The 17,077-nt window shown below is 69.4% G+C and carries 16 protein-coding genes; 7 read left to right on the top strand and 9 right to left on the bottom strand.

The genetic code is table 11. The features are described 5' to 3' along the window. Nucleotides 1–181: 181 nt before the first annotated feature. The 4 genes from WME95_RS03945 to WME95_RS03960 form a co-directional block, all read right to left on the bottom strand. Nucleotides 182–766 (bottom strand): protoglobin domain-containing protein, encoded by a 585-nt coding sequence (locus tag WME95_RS03945; RefSeq protein WP_437907071.1) that lies wholly within the window; start codon nt 764–766, stop codon nt 182–184. A gap of 416 nt (nt 767–1,182) precedes the next feature. Next, nucleotides 1,183–1,842 carry a MarR family winged helix-turn-helix transcriptional regulator gene (locus WME95_RS03950; RefSeq protein ID WP_437907072.1) on the bottom strand — a complete coding sequence of 220 codons (660 nt, stop codon included), beginning with the start codon at nt 1,840–1,842 and terminating at the stop codon, nt 1,183–1,185. Between the two features lie 31 nt (nt 1,843–1,873). Further along, on the bottom strand, nt 1,874–3,088 hold the full coding sequence (locus WME95_RS03955; RefSeq protein ID WP_437907073.1) for a phosphotransferase: 1,215 nt from the start codon (nt 3,086–3,088) through the stop codon (nt 1,874–1,876). 77 nt (nt 3,089–3,165) lie between these two features. Beyond that, nucleotides 3,166–4,095 carry an RNA ligase family protein gene (locus WME95_RS03960; RefSeq protein WP_437907074.1) on the bottom strand — a complete coding sequence of 310 codons (930 nt, stop codon included), beginning with the start codon at nt 4,093–4,095 and terminating at the stop codon, nt 3,166–3,168. Nucleotides 4,096–4,314: 219 nt separating this feature from the next. Here WME95_RS03960 and WME95_RS03965 point away from each other — a divergent pair, with 219 nt between their 5' ends. Next, entirely contained in the window at nt 4,315–6,237 is a 1,923-nt protein-coding gene (locus WME95_RS03965) for a response regulator (RefSeq protein WP_437907075.1), read from the top strand. 112 nt (nt 6,238–6,349) lie between these two features. Here the strand turns inward: WME95_RS03965 and WME95_RS03970 are convergent, their stop codons facing one another. Continuing rightward, nucleotides 6,350–6,952 (bottom strand): hypothetical protein, encoded by a 603-nt coding sequence (locus tag WME95_RS03970; protein ID WP_437907076.1) that lies wholly within the window; start codon nt 6,950–6,952, stop codon nt 6,350–6,352. Nucleotides 6,953–7,359: 407 nt separating this feature from the next. Here WME95_RS03970 and WME95_RS03975 point away from each other — a divergent pair, with 407 nt between their 5' ends. Beyond that, the gene (locus tag WME95_RS03975; protein ID WP_437907077.1) at nt 7,360–7,866 is read left to right on the top strand and encodes a DUF1993 domain-containing protein; all 507 of its coding nucleotides are present in this window, start codon (nt 7,360–7,362) and stop codon (nt 7,864–7,866) included. Nucleotides 7,867–8,018: 152 nt separating this feature from the next. Here the strand turns inward: WME95_RS03975 and WME95_RS03980 are convergent, their stop codons facing one another. The 4 genes from WME95_RS03980 to WME95_RS03995 all read right to left on the bottom strand — a co-directional run bounded on the left by WME95_RS03980 (nt 8,019) and on the right by WME95_RS03995 (nt 10,128). Then, nucleotides 8,019–8,510: a UPF0262 family protein gene (locus tag WME95_RS03980; protein ID WP_437907078.1), complete on the bottom strand. Its 492-nt coding sequence runs from the start codon at nt 8,508–8,510 to the stop codon at nt 8,019–8,021. Nucleotides 8,511–8,797: 287 nt separating this feature from the next. Beyond that, nucleotides 8,798–9,085, bottom strand: coding sequence for a hypothetical protein (locus WME95_RS03985; RefSeq protein WP_437907079.1), 288 nt, complete (start codon nt 9,083–9,085; stop codon nt 8,798–8,800). Continuing rightward, a complete protein-coding gene (locus tag WME95_RS03990) occupies nt 9,069–9,383 on the bottom strand; it encodes a hypothetical protein (protein ID WP_437907080.1) in 315 nt (104 codons plus the stop codon). The genes WME95_RS03985 and WME95_RS03990 overlap by 17 nt, the downstream gene beginning before the upstream one ends. A gap of 76 nt (nt 9,384–9,459) precedes the next feature. Continuing rightward, nucleotides 9,460–10,128: a hypothetical protein gene (locus WME95_RS03995; RefSeq protein WP_437907081.1), complete on the bottom strand. Its 669-nt coding sequence runs from the start codon at nt 10,126–10,128 to the stop codon at nt 9,460–9,462. A gap of 477 nt (nt 10,129–10,605) precedes the next feature. Between WME95_RS03995 and WME95_RS04000 the strand changes: the two genes are divergently transcribed. The 5 genes from WME95_RS04000 (at nt 10,606) to WME95_RS04020 (ending at nt 17,020) form a co-directional block, all read left to right on the top strand. Next, nucleotides 10,606–11,400 (top strand): hypothetical protein, encoded by a 795-nt coding sequence (locus WME95_RS04000; RefSeq protein ID WP_437907082.1) that lies wholly within the window; start codon nt 10,606–10,608, stop codon nt 11,398–11,400. A 476-nt stretch (nt 11,401–11,876) separates the two neighbouring features. Next, nucleotides 11,877–13,547 carry a DUF1592 domain-containing protein gene (locus WME95_RS04005; protein WP_437907083.1) on the top strand — a complete coding sequence of 557 codons (1,671 nt, stop codon included), beginning with the start codon at nt 11,877–11,879 and terminating at the stop codon, nt 13,545–13,547. A gap of 122 nt (nt 13,548–13,669) precedes the next feature. Further along, complete coding sequence (locus tag WME95_RS04010; RefSeq protein ID WP_437907084.1) at nt 13,670–14,908, top strand: DUF1552 domain-containing protein; 1,239 nt, start codon at nt 13,670–13,672, stop codon at nt 14,906–14,908. 361 nt (nt 14,909–15,269) lie between these two features. Beyond that, nucleotides 15,270–16,349, top strand: a complete 1,080-nt coding sequence (locus tag WME95_RS04015; RefSeq protein ID WP_437907085.1) for an STAS domain-containing protein — start codon at nt 15,270–15,272, stop codon at nt 16,347–16,349. Nucleotides 16,350–16,525: 176 nt separating this feature from the next. Further along, nucleotides 16,526–17,020, top strand: a complete 495-nt coding sequence (locus WME95_RS04020; protein ID WP_437910946.1) for a cupin domain-containing protein — start codon at nt 16,526–16,528, stop codon at nt 17,018–17,020. Nucleotides 17,021–17,077: the final 57 nt, after the last annotated feature.

Raw genomic sequence — 17,077 nt, forward strand, 5'->3', positions numbered from 1 at the left:
TTCCTCACGCGCTCGAAGGACGCTGAGCGAGGAAATCGCGCCCCTGTCTACCACACAAGCGAGCGGGCGATGGGGTGCTCGTCCACAGACCCCATCCGTACGGCGCCCGACGCGCAGAGGGGCTCCGGGCGCCTCGAGGCGCGGCGCAGAGCACGCGCAGCGGCGCAGGGCGGTCAGCGCGTCAGAAGTCGCCCTCCTTCACGTAGGGGTAGCTCCACAGCGTGACCTGCAGCAGGCAGGATTTGACCCACGCCGCGTGCATCTTCTCGACCTCCTCGGCGGAGTGGCCCTTCTTCGCGAGGAACGGCTTCAGGGTGAGCGTCACCGGGAAGATGAGCGCGAAGAGGTTGCGAAACGGCACCAGGTCGGTCGACGGCGCCCCGTCCGTCTTGTTCTTCTTGATGCGGTGGTGGCGGAGGCCGATCTCGTGCTGGTAGTCGAGCCACTTCTGGTCGTACTCCGCGCGCGCGGTGTCGAGGATCCACTGGCCGAAGCGCTTGCGGACCCCACCGAGGTAGTCGCCGAGCGGCTTGCCGTCGGCCTTGCCGGTGAAGGACGCGAGCAGGTGCGGGTTCGCGCCCACGAAGCCGTACCAGACATCGAGGATCTGCTCGACCTGATCCTTCACGACGTCGTGCGAGAGGCGCAGGTACTTCACGTCTTCTTCCCCGAAGAGGGCGCTCTTCTTCATGTCCTCGAAGTCGGCGGGCAGAACCGGGGACGTCGCGACGGCGTGTGTTCCAACCGTGTATCCATGGATGGTCATGATCGTCCACTCTTTCTGCGGGCAATACCCCGCGCTCACCCCGAGCGACGTGCTCGGGGCGTCGAACCGGTCGTCGCGACGGCGACTGGCCGGTAGGTTGTTCCTCCGAAGCTCGGCCTCGATTCCTCGCGACAGCGCCGGCGCGCGTGCCGACCGCGCTCCGAGGTCGCGGGCGCGCAGGCCCGGAGCGAGGAGCCAGTGACAGGCCTCGGGAGAGCTATCCCCTCATCTCGCGGGGATGAGCAACGCTCTAGAGTGACAAACGCATTGAACCACGAGAAAAAGCAGAAATTTCACAGGGAGGCGAGGAGGCGGGGAGCGAGAGACAGCAAGAGCGAGAAAATCATTCTATTTTCTTCCTCCCCGCCTCCCCGCCTCCCTGTGAAAACTCTCCGGGTTTCAACGTGATCGTTGTTCTAGTCAGGCTGGACGAAGCGCCTCCACGCGTCTTCGCGCTGCTGCTCTTCAGCCTGCTCGTGTTCGCCGCAATCGATCCTCAGGTGTCGGCCCGCCATCGGCGCGTCGACGAAAGCACAGTGGTGGGGCAGCGCCCCTTCATGCGCGTTCGGCCGGAAGTACTTGCACGTGACGCACATGCGGCTCACCGGGATATGCCCGCTGAGCTGCAAGGACCGGATGATCTTCACGACCCCAGCCAGGAACGCCTCTTGCTCCAGCGCCGAGAGCGCGCCCACCGCGGACACGATGGCGTCGGGCAACGTCGTTACTTTCTGCGCGAGCGCGCGCCCGTGCGGCGTGAGCTCGATCAGGCTCGCCCGCGGGTGGCGCGGGTCCGGGCGCTTGACGACAGCTCCCTTGTCCACGAGCGTCCGGACCGAATCGCTGATGGTCGCCAGCGTGACGCCCAGGCGCTGCGAGAGCTCGCTCCCGCTGAGCGGCCCCTCGAGCGAGAGGGTCGCGAGGATCTGCCCCTGCGTGGGCGACAGGCCCTCGTGGTTCGCCTGCTCCCACGCCTGCAGCTTCATCGCGAGCCCCAGCTTTCGAAGCCCGACCGCGATGCGCCGATCGATCGGCTCGGAGTTCTCCTCGAAGAAGAGCGGGAGCGAGCGACCCATGACCCTCATTTAACTTAGGAGTCCTAAGTTGTCAAGGGAGGGTGCGCCGAGAGCGCACCACCGCCGCTGTCCTCGCGAGCCACGCCACGGGATCTCTCGCGTGGTAGGGGTGCTCCGACGGCTCGATGTTGTCGAGGAACTTGCGGTAGATGATCGCCTGGCGGGCCGCTGCGACGGGCGCGAGCAGCTCGGCGGCGCGCTCGGGGTCGGAGCCCGGGATCGCGGCGCGCCACGCGCGGCTCCAGAGGCTCCGGAGCGGCTCGACCGCGCCGGGCGGGGCCCCGTCGAGGAACGCTGGCTGATCGAGCAGCGGATGCCCGACGCCGCTGTCGCCCCAGTCCAGCAGCACGGCCGACGTCGCGTCGCCTCGGGCATTGCCGACGTGGAAGTCGCCGTGAACCAGCGTGTCGGGCAGCCCGGCCTCGGCGAGGCGAGCGAAGCGCTCGGGGAGGCCATCGACGAAGCTGTCGAGGGTCGCCCGATCGCCGGCGGACAGGTCGGGCGTCCGGGTCACCACGTCCGCGATGAGCCGGGTCATGGCCGGCGCACGCCAGTCCGGCAGCCCCAGCGAAAGGAGCTCGTCGACCTTCCGGCTGGCGTCGCGCTGCAGCCCGACAAGCAGCGAGACCAACCGCTCCCGGACCGGCAGATCGGCCTCGTAGAGATCCTCGCCCGGGATCTCGGGCATCAGGATCCGCCGGCCGTCGTGGCCGAGGAGGGCTGGCACCGGCCCTCCCGCGAGCCGCCTGATCACGGCCCCCTCGTGCCCCAGGAACGGAGGGACGTGCTTCAGCCAGACCGTCTGGTCGCCAGCACGGAGCCGCCACAGGCTCGAGAGGTTCCACGACCGCATCTGCTCGGCGGGCGCCGTCCGCGTGAGGCCCCGATCGCGCAGGACGGCGTCCGCCCACGCGAGGTCGTCATCAGGCCCGCCCGGCCGCGCCCACGGCTGCCGGAGCGGGTGGTCGTCGAGCGCCCCGCGCCAGGGCTCGACCCCGGGCGGCGGCGCGTCGATCTCCGCCTCCGCGAGGTAGGTGACCGCCCCGCCTTGGGGGGCCGGGAGCTCGGCGGCGAGCATCCGGAGGACCGTCACCTGGAGGCCGAAGCGCTCGCGGGCACCCTGGACGACGGCGTGCGCGTCCTGCCACCACGGCGTCGCCACCGGATAGGGCGGCAGCGCGCCCAGGAGCTCACCGCTCGTGGTGAGGAGGACGAGCCGAACGACGCGCGGCGGGTGGGGCAGCATCGCGCGATGATAGCGAAGGGGCGGCGTCGCTCGCGCGCGGGTGCTCGGCCGCGGTACGAAAGACGTCCGAGCGCCGCTCACGTCGAGAGCGGCTGCCCCGCGACCGCGGCCCTGACGGCGCGCTCCAGCGCCTCGCCATCGTCGGGCGAGAGGGCGCGCATCGCGCCGGGGAACGCCGCCTCGAGGTCCACGAGCACGTCGAGGGCCGCCTCCTCGTCGACGGCCGCCCGATCGTGGCGCCCCACCTTCGACGCGGCGGACGCGAGGCGCGGGCCGTTCACGAGCCGCTCCCCCCAGCGGATCAGCGCGGCGAGGTCGACCGGGCGCTCCGGGTCCCACGGCGCGCTCTCGTCGAAGCGGTCCTCGCGCATCTCGGCGATCTTGCGCTTCAAGGCCATGTAGGCCCCGGCCGGCATGCGGACGTCGGGCCTGGCCACGAGCCCCTCCGCGAGGTTCTCCGGGCCGAGGGGCGGCAGCCCCAGGGCGGACGCGACGCGCGACGGGAAGCGCTCGGGTACGGCGGCGATCTCCGCCTTGCGCCCCCGGGCGAGCAGCGGGGGCATCATGAGCCCCGCCGCGGCGGCGACCGGGGCCGCCTCGCTCCAGGCCAGGAAGGCGTCCTCGCCGGCATCGACCGCGCGCAGCTCGAAGGGCGCCCACCGCAGGTCGGGCGCGTACCAGACCCCGGTCTGCACCGGGCTCACGCCGCCCGACGGCACGTCCGGATGCGGGTAGCCGCCGCCGAAGAGCTCGCCGTAGAGGACGAGCCGCGCCGCGCCGACCGCCGCGTGCGCCGCGCGGGCGGCGTCCCGCAGCGACGCGCGGAGCAGCTGCCAGCCGAAGAAGGGGTCCTCGTCCCGGAGCCACTCCTTGCGCTTGCCGAAATGGACGCCGGCCGCGTCCACGCCGATCACGAGCTGCGCGCCGTGGATCTTCTCGAGCGCGACCCAGGTCGGAGCGTCGCTCGCGCCGAGGCACGGCATCTTCGGGAAGGGGAGGAACTCCATTTCCGGCGACGATAGCGCCGATGGCGTGGCCGGTCCGCGGACGCCGGAACGGTGCGTTGAATGGTGCGTTGAATGGTGCGTTGCGTCGTACGCGGCGGAGGAGCGCGGCAATCCCCGCTCCGCCCGCGCTGCGAGCCGCCGGCGCGGCGAGGGCGGCGGGGGCGCGAGGCGCTTGATTCCGGGAAAGCGTTGGCGTTCCTTAGCTCTCAGGGGGTCACCATGTCCGCTGAACCCAGCCGGGCGCCGCCTGCGCCTTGCTTTCGCCTCCTGCTGATCGAGGACAGCGCCATCGCGGCCTCCGTCGTGCAAAGCCACCTCGACGCCGTGCCGTGGCAGCGCGCCGAGCTCGCGCACGAGGAGACGCTCGCCGCAGGGCTCGCGCGCGTGAACGAGGGGTGGGATGTCGTCCTCCTCGACCTCTCCTTGCCCGATGGCGAGGGCCTCGAGGTGGTCGAGCGGGTGCGGGCGGTGGACCCCCATGTGCCCATCGTGGTGCTGACGGGCCACGACGACGTCCGCCTCGCGGAGCGCGCGCTCGGCGCGTCGGTGCAGGATTACCTCGTGAAGCGGGGCCTCGACGCGGACACGCTGTGGCGAGCCATCCGCTATGCGGTCAGCCGCCAGCAGCTCCTGACGCAGCTCGCGCGGGCCATGGCCGAGGCCCGCGAGAACGAGGCCAACCTGCACCAGCTCATCGCCCGGAGCGCCGACGGGGTGATCGTGCTGGATCCCTCCGGGACGGTGCTCTTCGCGAACCCCGCCGCGGAGTCGCTGCTGGGCGACGGGCGCCCCGTCGCCGGGCGGGGCTGCCCGGCGGCGCTTTGCGCCGGCGAGACGAGCCTGGAGATCGGAGGGCAGCAGGTCGTCCTCGACGTTCGCTGGGTCGACGTGGACTGGCAGGGGCGCCCCTCGCGCATGGCGCTCCTGCGCGACGTGACCGGGCGGCGCCGGGCCGAGGAGCTGAGGTCACGGCTCGAGCGCAGCGAGCGGCTGGCCGCGGTCGGCCAGCTCGCGGCGGGCGTGGCCCACGAGATCAACAATCCTCTCGCGTACGTGGTGGCCAACCTCGAGCTGCTCGCCCGCGAGGTGCGGCGGCTGGCCGGCAAGGGCGTCGCCACCGAGCACCTCGCCCAGCCGCTCGCGGACGCCCGCCAGGGCGCCGCGCGGGTGGTGGACATCGTCGGGGATCTCGGGGTGTTCGCGCGCGCGGAGGCGAACGAGGCGGTCGGGCCGACCGACATCAACGCGGTGATCGAGAGCGCGCTCAACATCGTGCATTCCCAGATGAAGCACCGCGCGCGGGTCGTGCGCGAGCTCGCCTCCGTCGCGCCCGTGAGCGGCGCGGAGGGGCGCCTGACGCAGGTGTTCGTCAACCTGCTCATCAACGCGGCGCAGTCGATCCAGGAGGGGCGCGTCGCCGACAACGTCGTCGAGGTGCGGACCCGCGATCAGGGCCGGGAGGTCGTCGCGGAGATCGTGGACTCCGGCTGCGGCGTGCCCGAGGAGCACATGCACAGGCTGTTCGAGCCGTTCTTCACCACGAAGCGCGCGGGGGAGGGGACTGGGCTCGGACTCGCGATCTGCCGCAACATCGTGGAGTCGTGCGGCGGCACCATCGGCGTCAGCAGCGAGGCCGGCGTCGGCACCTGCGTCCGCGTCCGGCTGCCCGCCTGGGCGAGCGCCGAGCTCACCCCTCGCCGCGCGTCGCCCGCGCCCGCGCCCGCGCCCGCGCGGCATGAGGAGCCGGCGCGGCGCGCCCGGATCCTGATCGTGGACGACGAGCCCCTCCTCCTTCGCGCGCTGCGCGGGCTCCTCGAGGCGTCGCACGAGGTCGTCTGCGCGCGCTCGGGCAGAGAGGCCCAGAGGACGCTCCGGCTGGACGCGAACTTCGATGTCGTGCTCTGCGATATCGTGATGCAGGAGGGCACGGGGATAGAGCTCCACGAGTGGCTCGAGGCGGAGCTGCCGGCGCTCGTCGACCGGGTGCTGTTCATGACCGGAGGGGGCACGAGCGAGGTGAGCAGGCGGTTCCTCTCGGCCCACGGGGGACGCGTGCTGCCGAAGCCGATCAATCCGGCGGAGCTGCTCCGGCGGATCGATGCGCTGCTGGAGGCGAGAGCGGCAGAGCCCGAGAGCGTGTAGAGGAGAGCCCGGGGGCGGGAAGGTGGGAATCGGGGCCGGCCGGGAAGAGGGGAATCGGGCCCCGCCCCCCGCCCCGCCATTGATCGCGCGCCGCGCGATTCGCGGCGCGGGCTCACGTCCCGCCGCAGGCCTCGTACTCCGCCTTGCACGCGTCCGCGCCCGCCTGCTGCACGCACGCCCTGCAGTCCGCCGCGATGCCCTGGCCGGCGCACTCCCTCTCGCACTCGTCGGCGCACACGCCCGCCGCGCAGACGCAGGCGATGAGCGCGTCCGTCTCGGGATCTTGCAGGGGATCGGTGTTCGGATCGCAGCCTTGCACGCACGCACAGCAGATGCCGTCGCCAGGGCAGCAGCCGTCGCTGCGCCCGAGGGGACAGCGGCAGGCGCCGCCGCCTTGCTCCATGCACGGCCCGTAGCCGCTGCCGTCGGCGAGGCACGTCGCGACGCCCGGCGCGCCGACGGCGTGACAGGTGCAGGACATGGTCTCGCCAGGAGCGCAGGTCGCGCCCGTGGCCGAGCTGGAGGTCGTCGAACTGGCGCTCGTCGAACTGGCGCTCGTCGAGCTTTCGCTCGTCGAGCTTTCGCTCGTCGAGCTTTCGCTCGTCGAGCTGGCGGACGACCCGCCGCTCCCGGTCGGCTCCGGATCGGTCGTCGAGGAGCCGCATGCGGTCGCGAGCGCAGCCGTGAACAAGCTGAGGAAAAGGATGTGTCGCATCGGCGCCCCCTATAGCGTGCCGTCCCCGCGGCCGTCGAGGGCCATCACGGCGCGCTCCCGTCGCGCTCCCTCCCCGGCGCCGAGCCGCTCGCCGCGGCACCCCGTCATCGGATCTTGTTCGTCAATGCCCTTTACATTACTTCACGAGCGCGTCATGACGCGGAGCGCCCCGCGGGCTTGTGCTCAGCGCTGGAGTCCGAGGATCCCCGTGAACGAGCGCCGTGCTCGGGCGCCCGGGGGGCGCGGGCGGCCCCTGCGTGAGAGGGCGTGCTTGCCTGGCGGGCAGGATGCCCTATGTTCGCGCCTGCTCGCGTCCCCGCCGGGGGGGGCGCCGGCGCCGCGCCGCGCCGCGTGCGCCGTGCGGGGAACGCGCTGCCTGAACCGTGCGATAGCAAGGAGATGAGAAGATGACGATCTCGATGTATCAGGCCTCGGTCCCGGTGCTCGTCAGGATGCTCGGCAACCTCTCGGTGATCCTCACCAAGGCCGCCGCGTACGCCGAGGCGAAGAAGATCGAGCCGCGCGTCCTGCTCGACGCGCGCCTCGCCCCGGACATGCTCTCGCTCACGCGCCAGGTGCAGATCGCCTCCGACTCGGCCAAGGGCTGTGGAGCGCGGCTGGCGGCCGTGGACGTGCCGAAGTACGACGACAACGAGGCCAGCTTCGACGAGCTACAGGCCCGCATCGCCAAGACCGTCGCGTTCCTGAACAGCCTCCGGCCCGAGCAGATCGACGGCTCCGAGGATCGCGATGTCACCATCCCGACGCGCGATCAGCCGCTGCAGTTCAAGGGCCTGGTTTACCTGCTGAACTTCGTGCTGCCCAACTTCTATTTCCACGTGACGACCGCCTACGCGATCTTGCGCCACAACGGGCTCGAGATCGGCAAGCTAGACTTCCTAGGCGCCCGCTGATCGAGCAGCGGTAACCCGCTGCGGATACGGGCCCACCTCGACGTTTTCGGTGCTCAGCGCACGGGAGTGCGCTTCCGCGCCGAAAACGCCGATCTGGGCCCGTCTCCTGTGCGGGTGACCGCTGCTCGCCGTCGTTTCTGGGGGACGCCCGGCTACCGCACGCGCCTTGGATCGTGGTGATGTGCTGGGAGCGGGCCGAGCTGCGTGGTGTCGACGAGGAGCGAGACGACGAGCGAGAAGAAGCGGCGGCGCGTCTCGAAGCTCGGGCTCAGGTCGGGGAGGAGGGCGCCCATCCGCCTTGCGCCGGCGTCGTGGAGGACGCGCTTGGCCATATCGATGGGCTCGATGTGGGCGGGGTAGAGGTCGCCCCCGGAGAGCTTTCGGATGAGGCCCACGTACTCGCCCACGAGGGGCGCGACCTCCGCCCGGGGGAGGGCGAGGGTGTCCGCCGAGGGGGAGCTCCCGGTGAAGACGAAGTGGAGGTCTCTGTCGTCGCAACCGGCGACGAGGGTGCAGGGCTCGCGCGAGGGCCAGGGCGGCTCGCCGGAGACGATATCGGTCGTGAGCGTGCGCCACTCCTGCCTGCGGAGCGGCGACGCGCTCGACCAGAGGCGCTCTTCGATTCGGATGGCATCGACGGGCATATGGGCTGAGCTCAGTGTAGCGCTCACCCCTCACGGTTGTAACCGCTCACCGTCGGCCACCGAGGAAATCGACAGAACTCCATGAACTACATATTGTCCGTATTTGGTCCGGTGCACGATCGTCGCCGGGACCCTCGGACGCCCAGGATAGAATTCTGCCGCAACCTCTGCCTCGTCACGCCGCGCGACCGCCGGAATACGCGCAGCGCTCGGTGCGCGAGGGCGAACCGCGGCATCGCCATGGGGCTCCTCGTGTATGGCACAAGGCCCGTATCGCGACGGCAGCGCTAGAAATCCCTCACCAGGATCCAGAGATACCTCGAGGATGGGAAGCGCTGCGCGATGACGTCGATCTCCGCTGGATCTGCGCCATGGGCGTAGCTCGCGCTGGAGATCTGCCGGAGCTCATCGGGCGATACGCCGCTCCAGGCTTCCAGGCCTGGCATCCGCGTAGCAGGCTCCCGCCCGAGGACCTGTCGAGCGCGCTCGAGCGTCACGTTGCCGCCGAGGGAGCGGCTACAAACAACGGCAGCGCTGTCCGGGTCGACGATGAGCAGGTCAAGGTCGGTAGGCATGGTTCGAGTCGGCGTAGAAGAGGCTCACGCGGGTCGAGGCGCCTGCCGCGAAGAGCTCTCGCACGAGATCAAGGGTCTCCGATCGATGCTCGGGATAGACGTCGTGGGCGACGAGGTCTTCTGCCTCCTCCGGGGTCAGCGCGCCCCACGAGACGACCGAGCCGTCGTCGAAATCAGGTGGGCGTGAGAAGCACGAGCGTGTCGTCTCCAGCGGGATGAACAGCTCGAACCGGTCAACGAGGCGGCCCTGGGCGTCGAGCGACACGAGCATGGCGTAATCTCTGAAGTCTATGGCCATGGGAGTGACCCAGATCTGCCCGACGTGCCGCTATAAGCCGCGGCCGCTTGCTTCAGCAGCTTGTCGGGCGGCGACGTCACGCCAGGATGCTCCTGGTGCACAAGTGGAGCGCTTCGGGGAACGACGACATCGTCTGCTTGAGTGAATGACCCCGGGCGATGCACTCGAACGTCTCGTCGTGGAAGGCAAGCAAGTAGTGTCGATACTGCTTCCACCACGCTGGATTGTACTCGCTGTGAACCGAGTTGATCTTCATCAGCTCGGCGATCCATTGGGACCTCTCGACGACGTGCGCAGCATACCCCACCAGCCCGCGGCCGTGCAGGGGATGTCCGTGGAGCACCTCGTCATTCGGTGGACCGAGCTTGTGGGCGAGGCATTGCTCGAATTCGACGATGGCGATCAGGCGCAGGTCGGCGCTGGTGCGATCGACCACGGTCGCATACGAGCCATCCCACGCGGGGTCAGGTTCGCGCATGTTGTAGACGACGAGAGTCCTGGAGCCCGAGGAGAAAACATGCGGGAGTGGGGCGCCGACATTCCAAGGATGCTGCCAGGGGATCTCGACGGCACACTCCTCCCCGGTCGCGCGGGCGAGATCTCGCTCGAGCGAGATGCACTTGTCGTGCGCAGCTTGGTAACGGGCCCATCCCCCGTCTCCGCGTTTTAAGGAGAGCGCAGCGGCTGCTGCCGACAGCTCCTCGCGGGCGGCGTCCAGGGCGCGCCTTGCGTCTTCGACCGTCATTTCGTCCACCTGACGTCTTCCCGGTGTGCCGCCGCGCGCAGCGTGGTCGGCACCAGCGGCTTGCTGGGCGGGAGGCAGAGCAAGAGAGAGTACACAGGGAAGCGGGGAGACGGGGAGGAGAGAGAACTGTGCAGACCGAGATGGAGAGGCGAGGGATGGGGACCATGACGTCGGATTCCCATCTCTCGTCTCCCCGCCTCCCCGCCTCCCTGTGAATCTCTTCTTCTTCCTCTCCGCCCAACGAGTGATCGGCTGGTCAACGGAAGCCGCCGGACCAGGTCTGTCGATTCAGGTGCTCTGGGTGACCTCACGCACGGAAGATCTCACGGATCGGCGCTGCGCCGCAAGTCCCGGGTGTCGTTCAGCGCCGCAGGCCAGATCCGTCCAACACCGGCGGTCGTCGCTTCCTCTCCGGGGTGCCGTGGGCGCGGTGGGGCCGCGGTGGACCGTGCCCACGCGGTGGTGGTAGGAAAAGATATGGCGAAGAGGCGTGCAGCATGGATGTGCGCGGCGTGGACGCTCACAGCCGGTGGATGCACCACGCTCGTGGGGCTGGACGACGGCTACCACCTGGTGGACGGAGCGGGTGGTGAGGCCGGCGCGGGCGCGGGCGCGGGCGGGGGCGAGGTGGTCGTCCCCACCGACGTCGAGCTGATCGACGACATGGAAGACGGCGACAGCGCCATCGATGAGGCGGGTGGCAGGGTCGGCTACTGGTACAGCTTCAATGATGGGACGGGCACGCAGACTCCCCCGGTCTACTCGGAAGAGAATCCCGTCGGGTTCATCCCGGAGGCGCTCGCGGAGCCGCGCGGCGAGAGCACGATGGCGATGCACACGTTCGGATCGGGCTTCACCGAGTGGGGCGCCGGGTTCGGCTTCGCCCTGAACGGCCCCGACGGGGGCCTGCTCGCCTACGACGCGTCGGCGTACAGCGGTATCGTGTTCTGGGCCAAGCTCGGCGACGCGGGCGCGGCGACGACCATGAAGGTCAACATCACGGACAAGACCTCGGATCCCGCGGGCGGGATCTGCGATGAATCGGGAGAGGACGTGGCCAATCCGTGCTTCGACGACTGGTCATCCACCGCGCGCCTCGGCACGGCGTGGGCCCCGGTCGTGATCCCCTTCGAGCAGTTCGCGCGCGGCGGCGAGGGCGCCGAACCCACGGCCGATGCCATCGACCTCACAGGGCTCTTCGCGATCGAGTTCGGGTTCGTGCAAGGCGAGGATTTCGACGTCTACATCGACGATGTCGGCTTCTACAGGTGATCGCCTGAGGGGAGGCCTCTCGGCGGCGTGACGCTGGGATCGCGGGCGCTCAGCGAGACGCGCCGAGGTGATCCCGGACCACTCCGTCGTCCAGGCGTCAAAATCGTTGATAGTTGAACTATCTGCTCTCGGCAGTGCTGTGCGGCGCCTCGCCGCGCGGAGCTACCGTCGAGGTTCAAAAACGCGACGGCAGTAGATAAAGTGGGTGGGTTGGTGGGTCGTTGGGGCACAAAAGTGTTCGCAATCGACCTCTGCCGTGAGCCGGACGGGACAGGTTCTGGTACATAATATCAAATCGGCGCTGTTGAGTCGCAGCGTCGGGAACCCGTGCAGGTGCCGATCCATGTGGTCGGCGCTCGCACCAACTCGTGCCTTTCTTCGGGCGCGGCGTGGAGAACACGGTGAACCCCGAGCAACACACGCATCGCTGGCCTCTTGAGCTTTTCGGCTCACAACTCAGGTATGCTGCGCCGCTCTTGCTCGCGTTCGTCGCGGCTTGCAACGGCCAGATCGGCGGCCCCGGCCAGTCCACGGGGTCTGGCACGGGCCCCGGCGGGGACGATCCTGGGATCGTGGAGCCGCCGGAAGACGTGCTGGATTCGGCGTTCTGCCAGACGCCGAGGCCCGGTACGGCGCCGCTCCGCCGTCTCAGCAATTACGAGTACGCCAACACGGTGAAGGATCTCTTTTCCGGCGTCCCGGGCGTGGCCTCCGCCGTCGACAAGGTGGTCGCCACATTTCCCAACGAGTCCGAGTCGCTCGGCTTCCGCAACAACGCGAGCTTCTTGAACGTCGGCTCGCTCGTCGCGCAGAAGTTCCTCGACGCCGCGGAGGAGGTCGCCGCTGTCGCGGCCCACGCTTCGGGCCTCGTCTCCTGCGATCCGGAGGAGATCGGCGAGATCGAGTGCGCGCGCGACTTCATCCGCACCTTCGGCGCCAGGGCGTACCGCCGGCCGCTCACGGAAGCCGAGGTCCAGAGTTACGAGGAGCGCTTCACCGCAGGATCGGACGGGTACACCTTCGACGACGGCATCGAGTGGGTCGTCTTCAGCATGCTGCAGTCGCCGAACGTGCTCTATCGCGTCGAGCTCGGCCAGGCGAGCACGGGGGACGTCACCGAGCCCACGCCGCACGAGATGGCCTCGCGGCTCTCGTACCTGGTCTGGCAGTCGCAGCCGGACGAGGAGCTGACGCGGGCGGCGGAGGCGGACGAGCTCGGCGCGCCGGAGCAGCTCGAAGCCCAGGTGCGGCGCATGCTGGCCGATCCCAGGGCCGAGCGCTTGCTCGAGTACTTCGACCAGTGGCTCGACACCGACATGCTGGGCAGCATGAACCGCGATCCGGAGGTGTATCCGGACCTCTCGCGCGATCTGCCCGCCTTGCTGCGGGAGGAGACGCGCGCGTTCGTGCAGGACCTGCTCGCGAGCCCGAGCGGCTCGCTCGACGACCTCTTCGCCGCCGATTACAGCTTCGTGAACGGCGCGCTCGCGCAGCACTACGGCGTGAGCGGGGTGAGCGGCGACGATTTCGTCAAGGTCGACATGCCTGGCCGCTCGGGCGTGCTGACCCAGGGCATGATGCTCACGCGCGACAAGGCGGCGCGCACCTCGATCGTCCGCCGCGGCCTCAAGGTGCGCACCGATCTCCTGTGCCAGATCGTGCCCGCGCCGCCCAACGACGTGAAGCTCGATCTCGAGGGCCTCGGAGAGGGGCTCTCGCAGCGCGAGCGCCTCGAGCTCCACCGCACCGAGCCGAGCTGCGCGGGGTGCCACGCGCTGATGGATCCCATCGGCGTTGTGTTCGAGTCGTTCGACGCCGTGGGCCGCCCCCGCACCACGGACGAGGCCGGCAGGCCGATCGACACCTCGAGCGCCATCTCGAGCACGCGCGACGTCAACGGCCCTGTGGCGAACGCCGCCGAGCTGGGCCAGCGCCTCGCGCAGAGCGAGGAGGCGCGCGCCTGCTACGTGCTGCAAAACTTCCGCTTCTTCTACGGTCGCGACAAGACCGACGCCGATCGCTGCTCGATGGCGTCGCTCTCGCTCGCGTTCAAGGACAGCGGTTACAGCCTGTCCGAGCTCCTGGTCGCGCTCACGCAGACCGACGCCTTCCGCTACCGCCCCGTCATCGTCCCGGAGAAACAATGAAACCTCTGAGCCGCCGTACCTTCCTGCGTGGCGCATCCGGAGTTGCGCTCGCGCTCCCGTTCCTCGATGCGATGCGTTCGAGCCGCGCGCGAGCCCAGACGACGCCGTCCCCGCGCCGTATCATGTTCGTGTTTCAGGCGAACGGCGACGAGACGGAGAGGCGCTTCGACGCCCCCGGCGAGACGAGCTTTCAGCTCGGCGAGTTCCTCGCCCCGCTCGAGCCGTACCGCGAGGATCTCCTCTTTCTCAACAACCTGCACAAGCGCTTCTACGATCTGCCGGAGTCCGAGCGGGCGGACAACCACCAGCAGGGCGGCAGCTCGCTCGCTCCGTGGAAGTCCGGCACCGGGTCGTTCCCCATCGGCGGCACCGAGACCACCATCGGTTACGTGGAGGGGCCGAGCGCCGACTACGCGATCGGCGGTCGCGTGCTGGAAGCCAACGAGAGCGTCGCGCACCGGCACCTCGTGTACCGCGTCGGGGACAAGTGGAACGACATCTGGAACACGCACTCCCACGCGGGGCCCGCGGGCGATCAGAACCCGATCCCGCCGGAGACGGACCCTTACGAGGCCTACGCCCGGATCTTCGCCGCCATGCCCGGCGACGGGGGCGCGCAGCAAGAGGTGCTGAGGCGCCTGGCGAAGAAGCAGTCGGCCATCGATCTGGTGCGCGAAGAGGGCAACTCCCTCCTCACCCGGGTCGGCGCCGAGGACCGCGCCAAGATCCAGCAGCACCTCGACGCGATGCGCGACGTCGAGCGCGCGCTCCAGGCCGGCAACGGCGCGGCCGCCTGCGTGCAGACCCCGCTCGGCGAGAGGATCAACCCCTACGCCGACGAGAACCACGCGATCATGGGCGAGCTGTTCTTCAAGATCAGCGCCCTCGCGTTCGCCTGCGATCTGACGCGCGTGGTGCATTTCAACTGGAGCGGCAACACCAGCAACCGCGTCTACTCGAACCTGGGCCTCAGCGATGGGCACCACGACATCTCGCACAACAGCGACGACGACTCGTTCGCCAAGGTGCGCAAGATCCACAGGCACCTCTGGGAGCAGAACACCAAGCTCTACGAGATCTTGAAGAACACGAGCGACGGCGACGGCACGCTCTGGGATCATACGCTCGTCGTGCACTGGAACGAGCTCGGGCAGGGCGACAGCCACAGCATCGAGGACAGCCTGGTCGTCTTCGCGGGAAAGGCCCACGACCACTTCCGGCGCGGTCGGCTGATGGATTTCCGCGGCGATCGCTCCTTCGCCGACATGCTCGTGAGCTGCTTCCACTACATGGGCTTCGAGGACGTCAAGAGCTTCGGCGAGGGCGTCTTGAACACCGGGGGCGCCCTGCCGCTCACCTGAACAGGCGGCGCCTCCTCGACCTTCTCGCGAGCACACGTCGCTGGAAGGAGCCCTGCAGGAGAGTCGAAGCCTACTTCATGGTAGGGTGAACCAGCGTCGTGCGCCCGAGCATCGATGGAGACCTTGCGCGGCAGCTGAGACATGAAGTCTCGGTCACTTGCCGACAACGCCGCTCGTTCGACGCTCGTCCGCGTGAGCCGCTCGTTGCTCGCCGCGACCCGACGCAGGTCGTGCCGCCGTGCCGGCGTGGTAGCGCTAGGGCTTGCCGTGCCGCCGCAGGTGAGGCAAGAGCGCCGGCGGGGCGGAACGCTGCGCATGCGGCGCCCCGTCTCCGTGATCCATCGCGCTACAAGGTGAGCCCATGACAACCCCTCGGATAACAATCTCTGGATTCGACATCGAATGGGACATGAAGAACGGCGTCAACTTGTGGGCCGGGACGCCTACCCTGAGCATGTGGATCCCGAGCTCGGTGGCCGGGCTGATGTCGGGCATGGTGGCGATGGTGGGGGTCGAGCGCTTCAACCTGTGTCTCCAGCTCGGGGGACGGCAGAGCGTCGACGGCGACTGGGCCATCATCAGCGCGCATCCGAGCTTCGAGGAGGGCATGCGCCAGGTGTCCGAGATCGCCTGGCCGGCCGGATGGGGGCGGTGGGAGGTCGTGGCGGTGGACCGCGAGCGCCGCGAGGTCCGGTATCGCACCGTCAACAGCTGGGAGGCGATCTACCAGCGCGCGCTGGGGGTCAGCTGGGGGAGCGCGATGGTGGCCGGCAAGCTGGCCGGGATCACCGAGCGCCTGTTCGGGGTGCCTTGCTGGGCCGAGCAGACGGTGTTCGCGGCGCAGGGCGCGGCGTACGACGAGTTCCTGGTCCGCCCGACCGACGAGACCGTCGAGGCGCGGCTTTCGGCGCTCCTCGAGGCCGATCGGGGCACGAGCTCGGATCTCGCGATCGCGCTGTCCAGGCTCAGGAACGAGGTGGCCGAGCGGGAGAGGACCGAGCTCGCGCTGCGCGAGAAGCTGGAGCTCATCCAGCAGCAAGAGACGGCGCTCAGCGCGATGGTGGCGCCGATCATCCAGGTGTGGGACGGCGTGCTCACCGTCCCTGTCATGGGAGGGCTCGACAACCAGCGCGCGTCCGCGCTGATGGAGCGGCTGCTCGGCGTGATCGTCGACAGCCAGACGCGGCACGTCATCCTGGATCTGACCGCCGTCGAGGCGGTGGACACGAGCACGGCCGATCACCTGATCCGCATCGTGCGCGCGGTGGAGCTCCTCGGCGCCCGCGTCGTGGTGACCGGCATCCGGCCCGCGGTGGCTCAGACCGTCGTGTCCGTGGGCATGGATCTCGATCGAATGATCACGCTGCGCAACCTGCAGGAGGGCCTCAAGGTGTGCATGGCCGCCGGGGCCGATGCTGCTCCCCGCCCGAAAGCCCAGTGAAGCGCGCTCATCCCAGGTGACGGACGCGCTGTCCACCTGCTGGAACAGCGACCTCACCTCCACCAGCTCCACAAGGCATCCGCCATCGACGGGGCGAGCTCCTCCCACGGCCTGCGGGAGCGCTCCCTACGTTTTTCGAGGTGAGCGCTCGCCCCGCGGGTGCTTCACTGGGCGGCATGTCGATCATCCAGCCTTGTTTCGATCGGTCGGTCGTCGTCCGTAGCGCTGACGCTGAGATCGTCGGCTCTCCCGCCGCGCGGATCCAGCTCCTCGCGGACAGCAGCGCGACGGGCGGAGCCCTCTCCACCGTGCGTGTGACGCTCGCGAAGGACGCGGACGGCGCGCGGCCCCATCGTCACGACGCCTCGGCCGAGATGTTCTATGTGCTCGACGGCGCCGTGCAGGTCCTCTCGGGGAGCGACATCGTGACGGCCGAGAAGGGCGATCTCCTCGTGGTCCCTCCGCGGGTCGCCCACGCGTTCGCCGCCGCGCGCGGCAAGGGCGCAGAGCTCCTGGTCGTCATCACGCCAGGGGTCGAGCGCTTCGACTACTTTCGCAAGTTGACGCGCATCGCTTACGGCGAGGAGCCGCCCGAGACCTTGCGCGACGTGCAGGAGCTCTACGATACGTACTTCCTGAGCAGCCCCGAATGGGAGACGGCGCGCCGATGAGCGGGCTTTCGGCCGAATCGATGTCTCCCGGGGGGTAGACCGCATCGGCCGCTGGGG

Source organism: Sorangium sp. So ce327, from assembly GCF_051530205.1.
In the GTDB taxonomy this organism is placed as follows: Bacteria; Myxococcota_A; Polyangia; order Polyangiales; family Polyangiaceae; genus Sorangium; species Sorangium cellulosum_B.

What these genes read in the sequence shown, in the direction of transcription:
- WME95_RS03980 (WP_437907078.1), bottom strand. Translation starts at nt 8,510, where the DNA reads ATGCCCGTCGATGCCATCCGAATCGAAGAGCGCCTCTGGTCGAGCGCG.
- WME95_RS03990 (WP_437907080.1), bottom strand. Translation starts at nt 9,383, where the DNA reads ATGGCCATAGACTTCAGAGATTACGCCATGCTCGTGTCGCTCGACGCC.
- WME95_RS03970 (WP_437907076.1), bottom strand. Translation starts at nt 6,952, where the DNA reads ATGCGACACATCCTTTTCCTCAGCTTGTTCACGGCTGCGCTCGCGACC.
- WME95_RS03995 (WP_437907081.1), bottom strand. Translation starts at nt 10,128, where the DNA reads ATGACGGTCGAAGACGCAAGGCGCGCCCTGGACGCCGCCCGCGAGGAG.
- WME95_RS03965 (WP_437907075.1), top strand. Translation starts at nt 4,315, where the DNA reads ATGTCCGCTGAACCCAGCCGGGCGCCGCCTGCGCCTTGCTTTCGCCTC.
- WME95_RS04000 (WP_437907082.1), top strand. Translation starts at nt 10,606, where the DNA reads ATGGCGAAGAGGCGTGCAGCATGGATGTGCGCGGCGTGGACGCTCACA.
- WME95_RS04015 (WP_437907085.1), top strand. Translation starts at nt 15,270, where the DNA reads ATGACAACCCCTCGGATAACAATCTCTGGATTCGACATCGAATGGGAC.
- WME95_RS03960 (WP_437907074.1), bottom strand. Translation starts at nt 4,095, where the DNA reads ATGGAGTTCCTCCCCTTCCCGAAGATGCCGTGCCTCGGCGCGAGCGAC.
- WME95_RS04010 (WP_437907084.1), top strand. Translation starts at nt 13,670, where the DNA reads ATGTTCGTGTTTCAGGCGAACGGCGACGAGACGGAGAGGCGCTTCGAC.
- WME95_RS03945 (WP_437907071.1), bottom strand. Translation starts at nt 766, where the DNA reads ATGACCATCCATGGATACACGGTTGGAACACACGCCGTCGCGACGTCC.
- WME95_RS03985 (WP_437907079.1), bottom strand. Translation starts at nt 9,085, where the DNA reads ATGCCTACCGACCTTGACCTGCTCATCGTCGACCCGGACAGCGCTGCC.
- WME95_RS03950 (WP_437907072.1), bottom strand. Translation starts at nt 1,842, where the DNA reads ATGGGTCGCTCGCTCCCGCTCTTCTTCGAGGAGAACTCCGAGCCGATC.
- WME95_RS04020 (WP_437910946.1), top strand. Translation starts at nt 16,526, where the DNA reads ATGTCGATCATCCAGCCTTGTTTCGATCGGTCGGTCGTCGTCCGTAGC.
- WME95_RS03975 (WP_437907077.1), top strand. Translation starts at nt 7,360, where the DNA reads ATGACGATCTCGATGTATCAGGCCTCGGTCCCGGTGCTCGTCAGGATG.
- WME95_RS03955 (WP_437907073.1), bottom strand. Translation starts at nt 3,088, where the DNA reads ATGCTGCCCCACCCGCCGCGCGTCGTTCGGCTCGTCCTCCTCACCACG.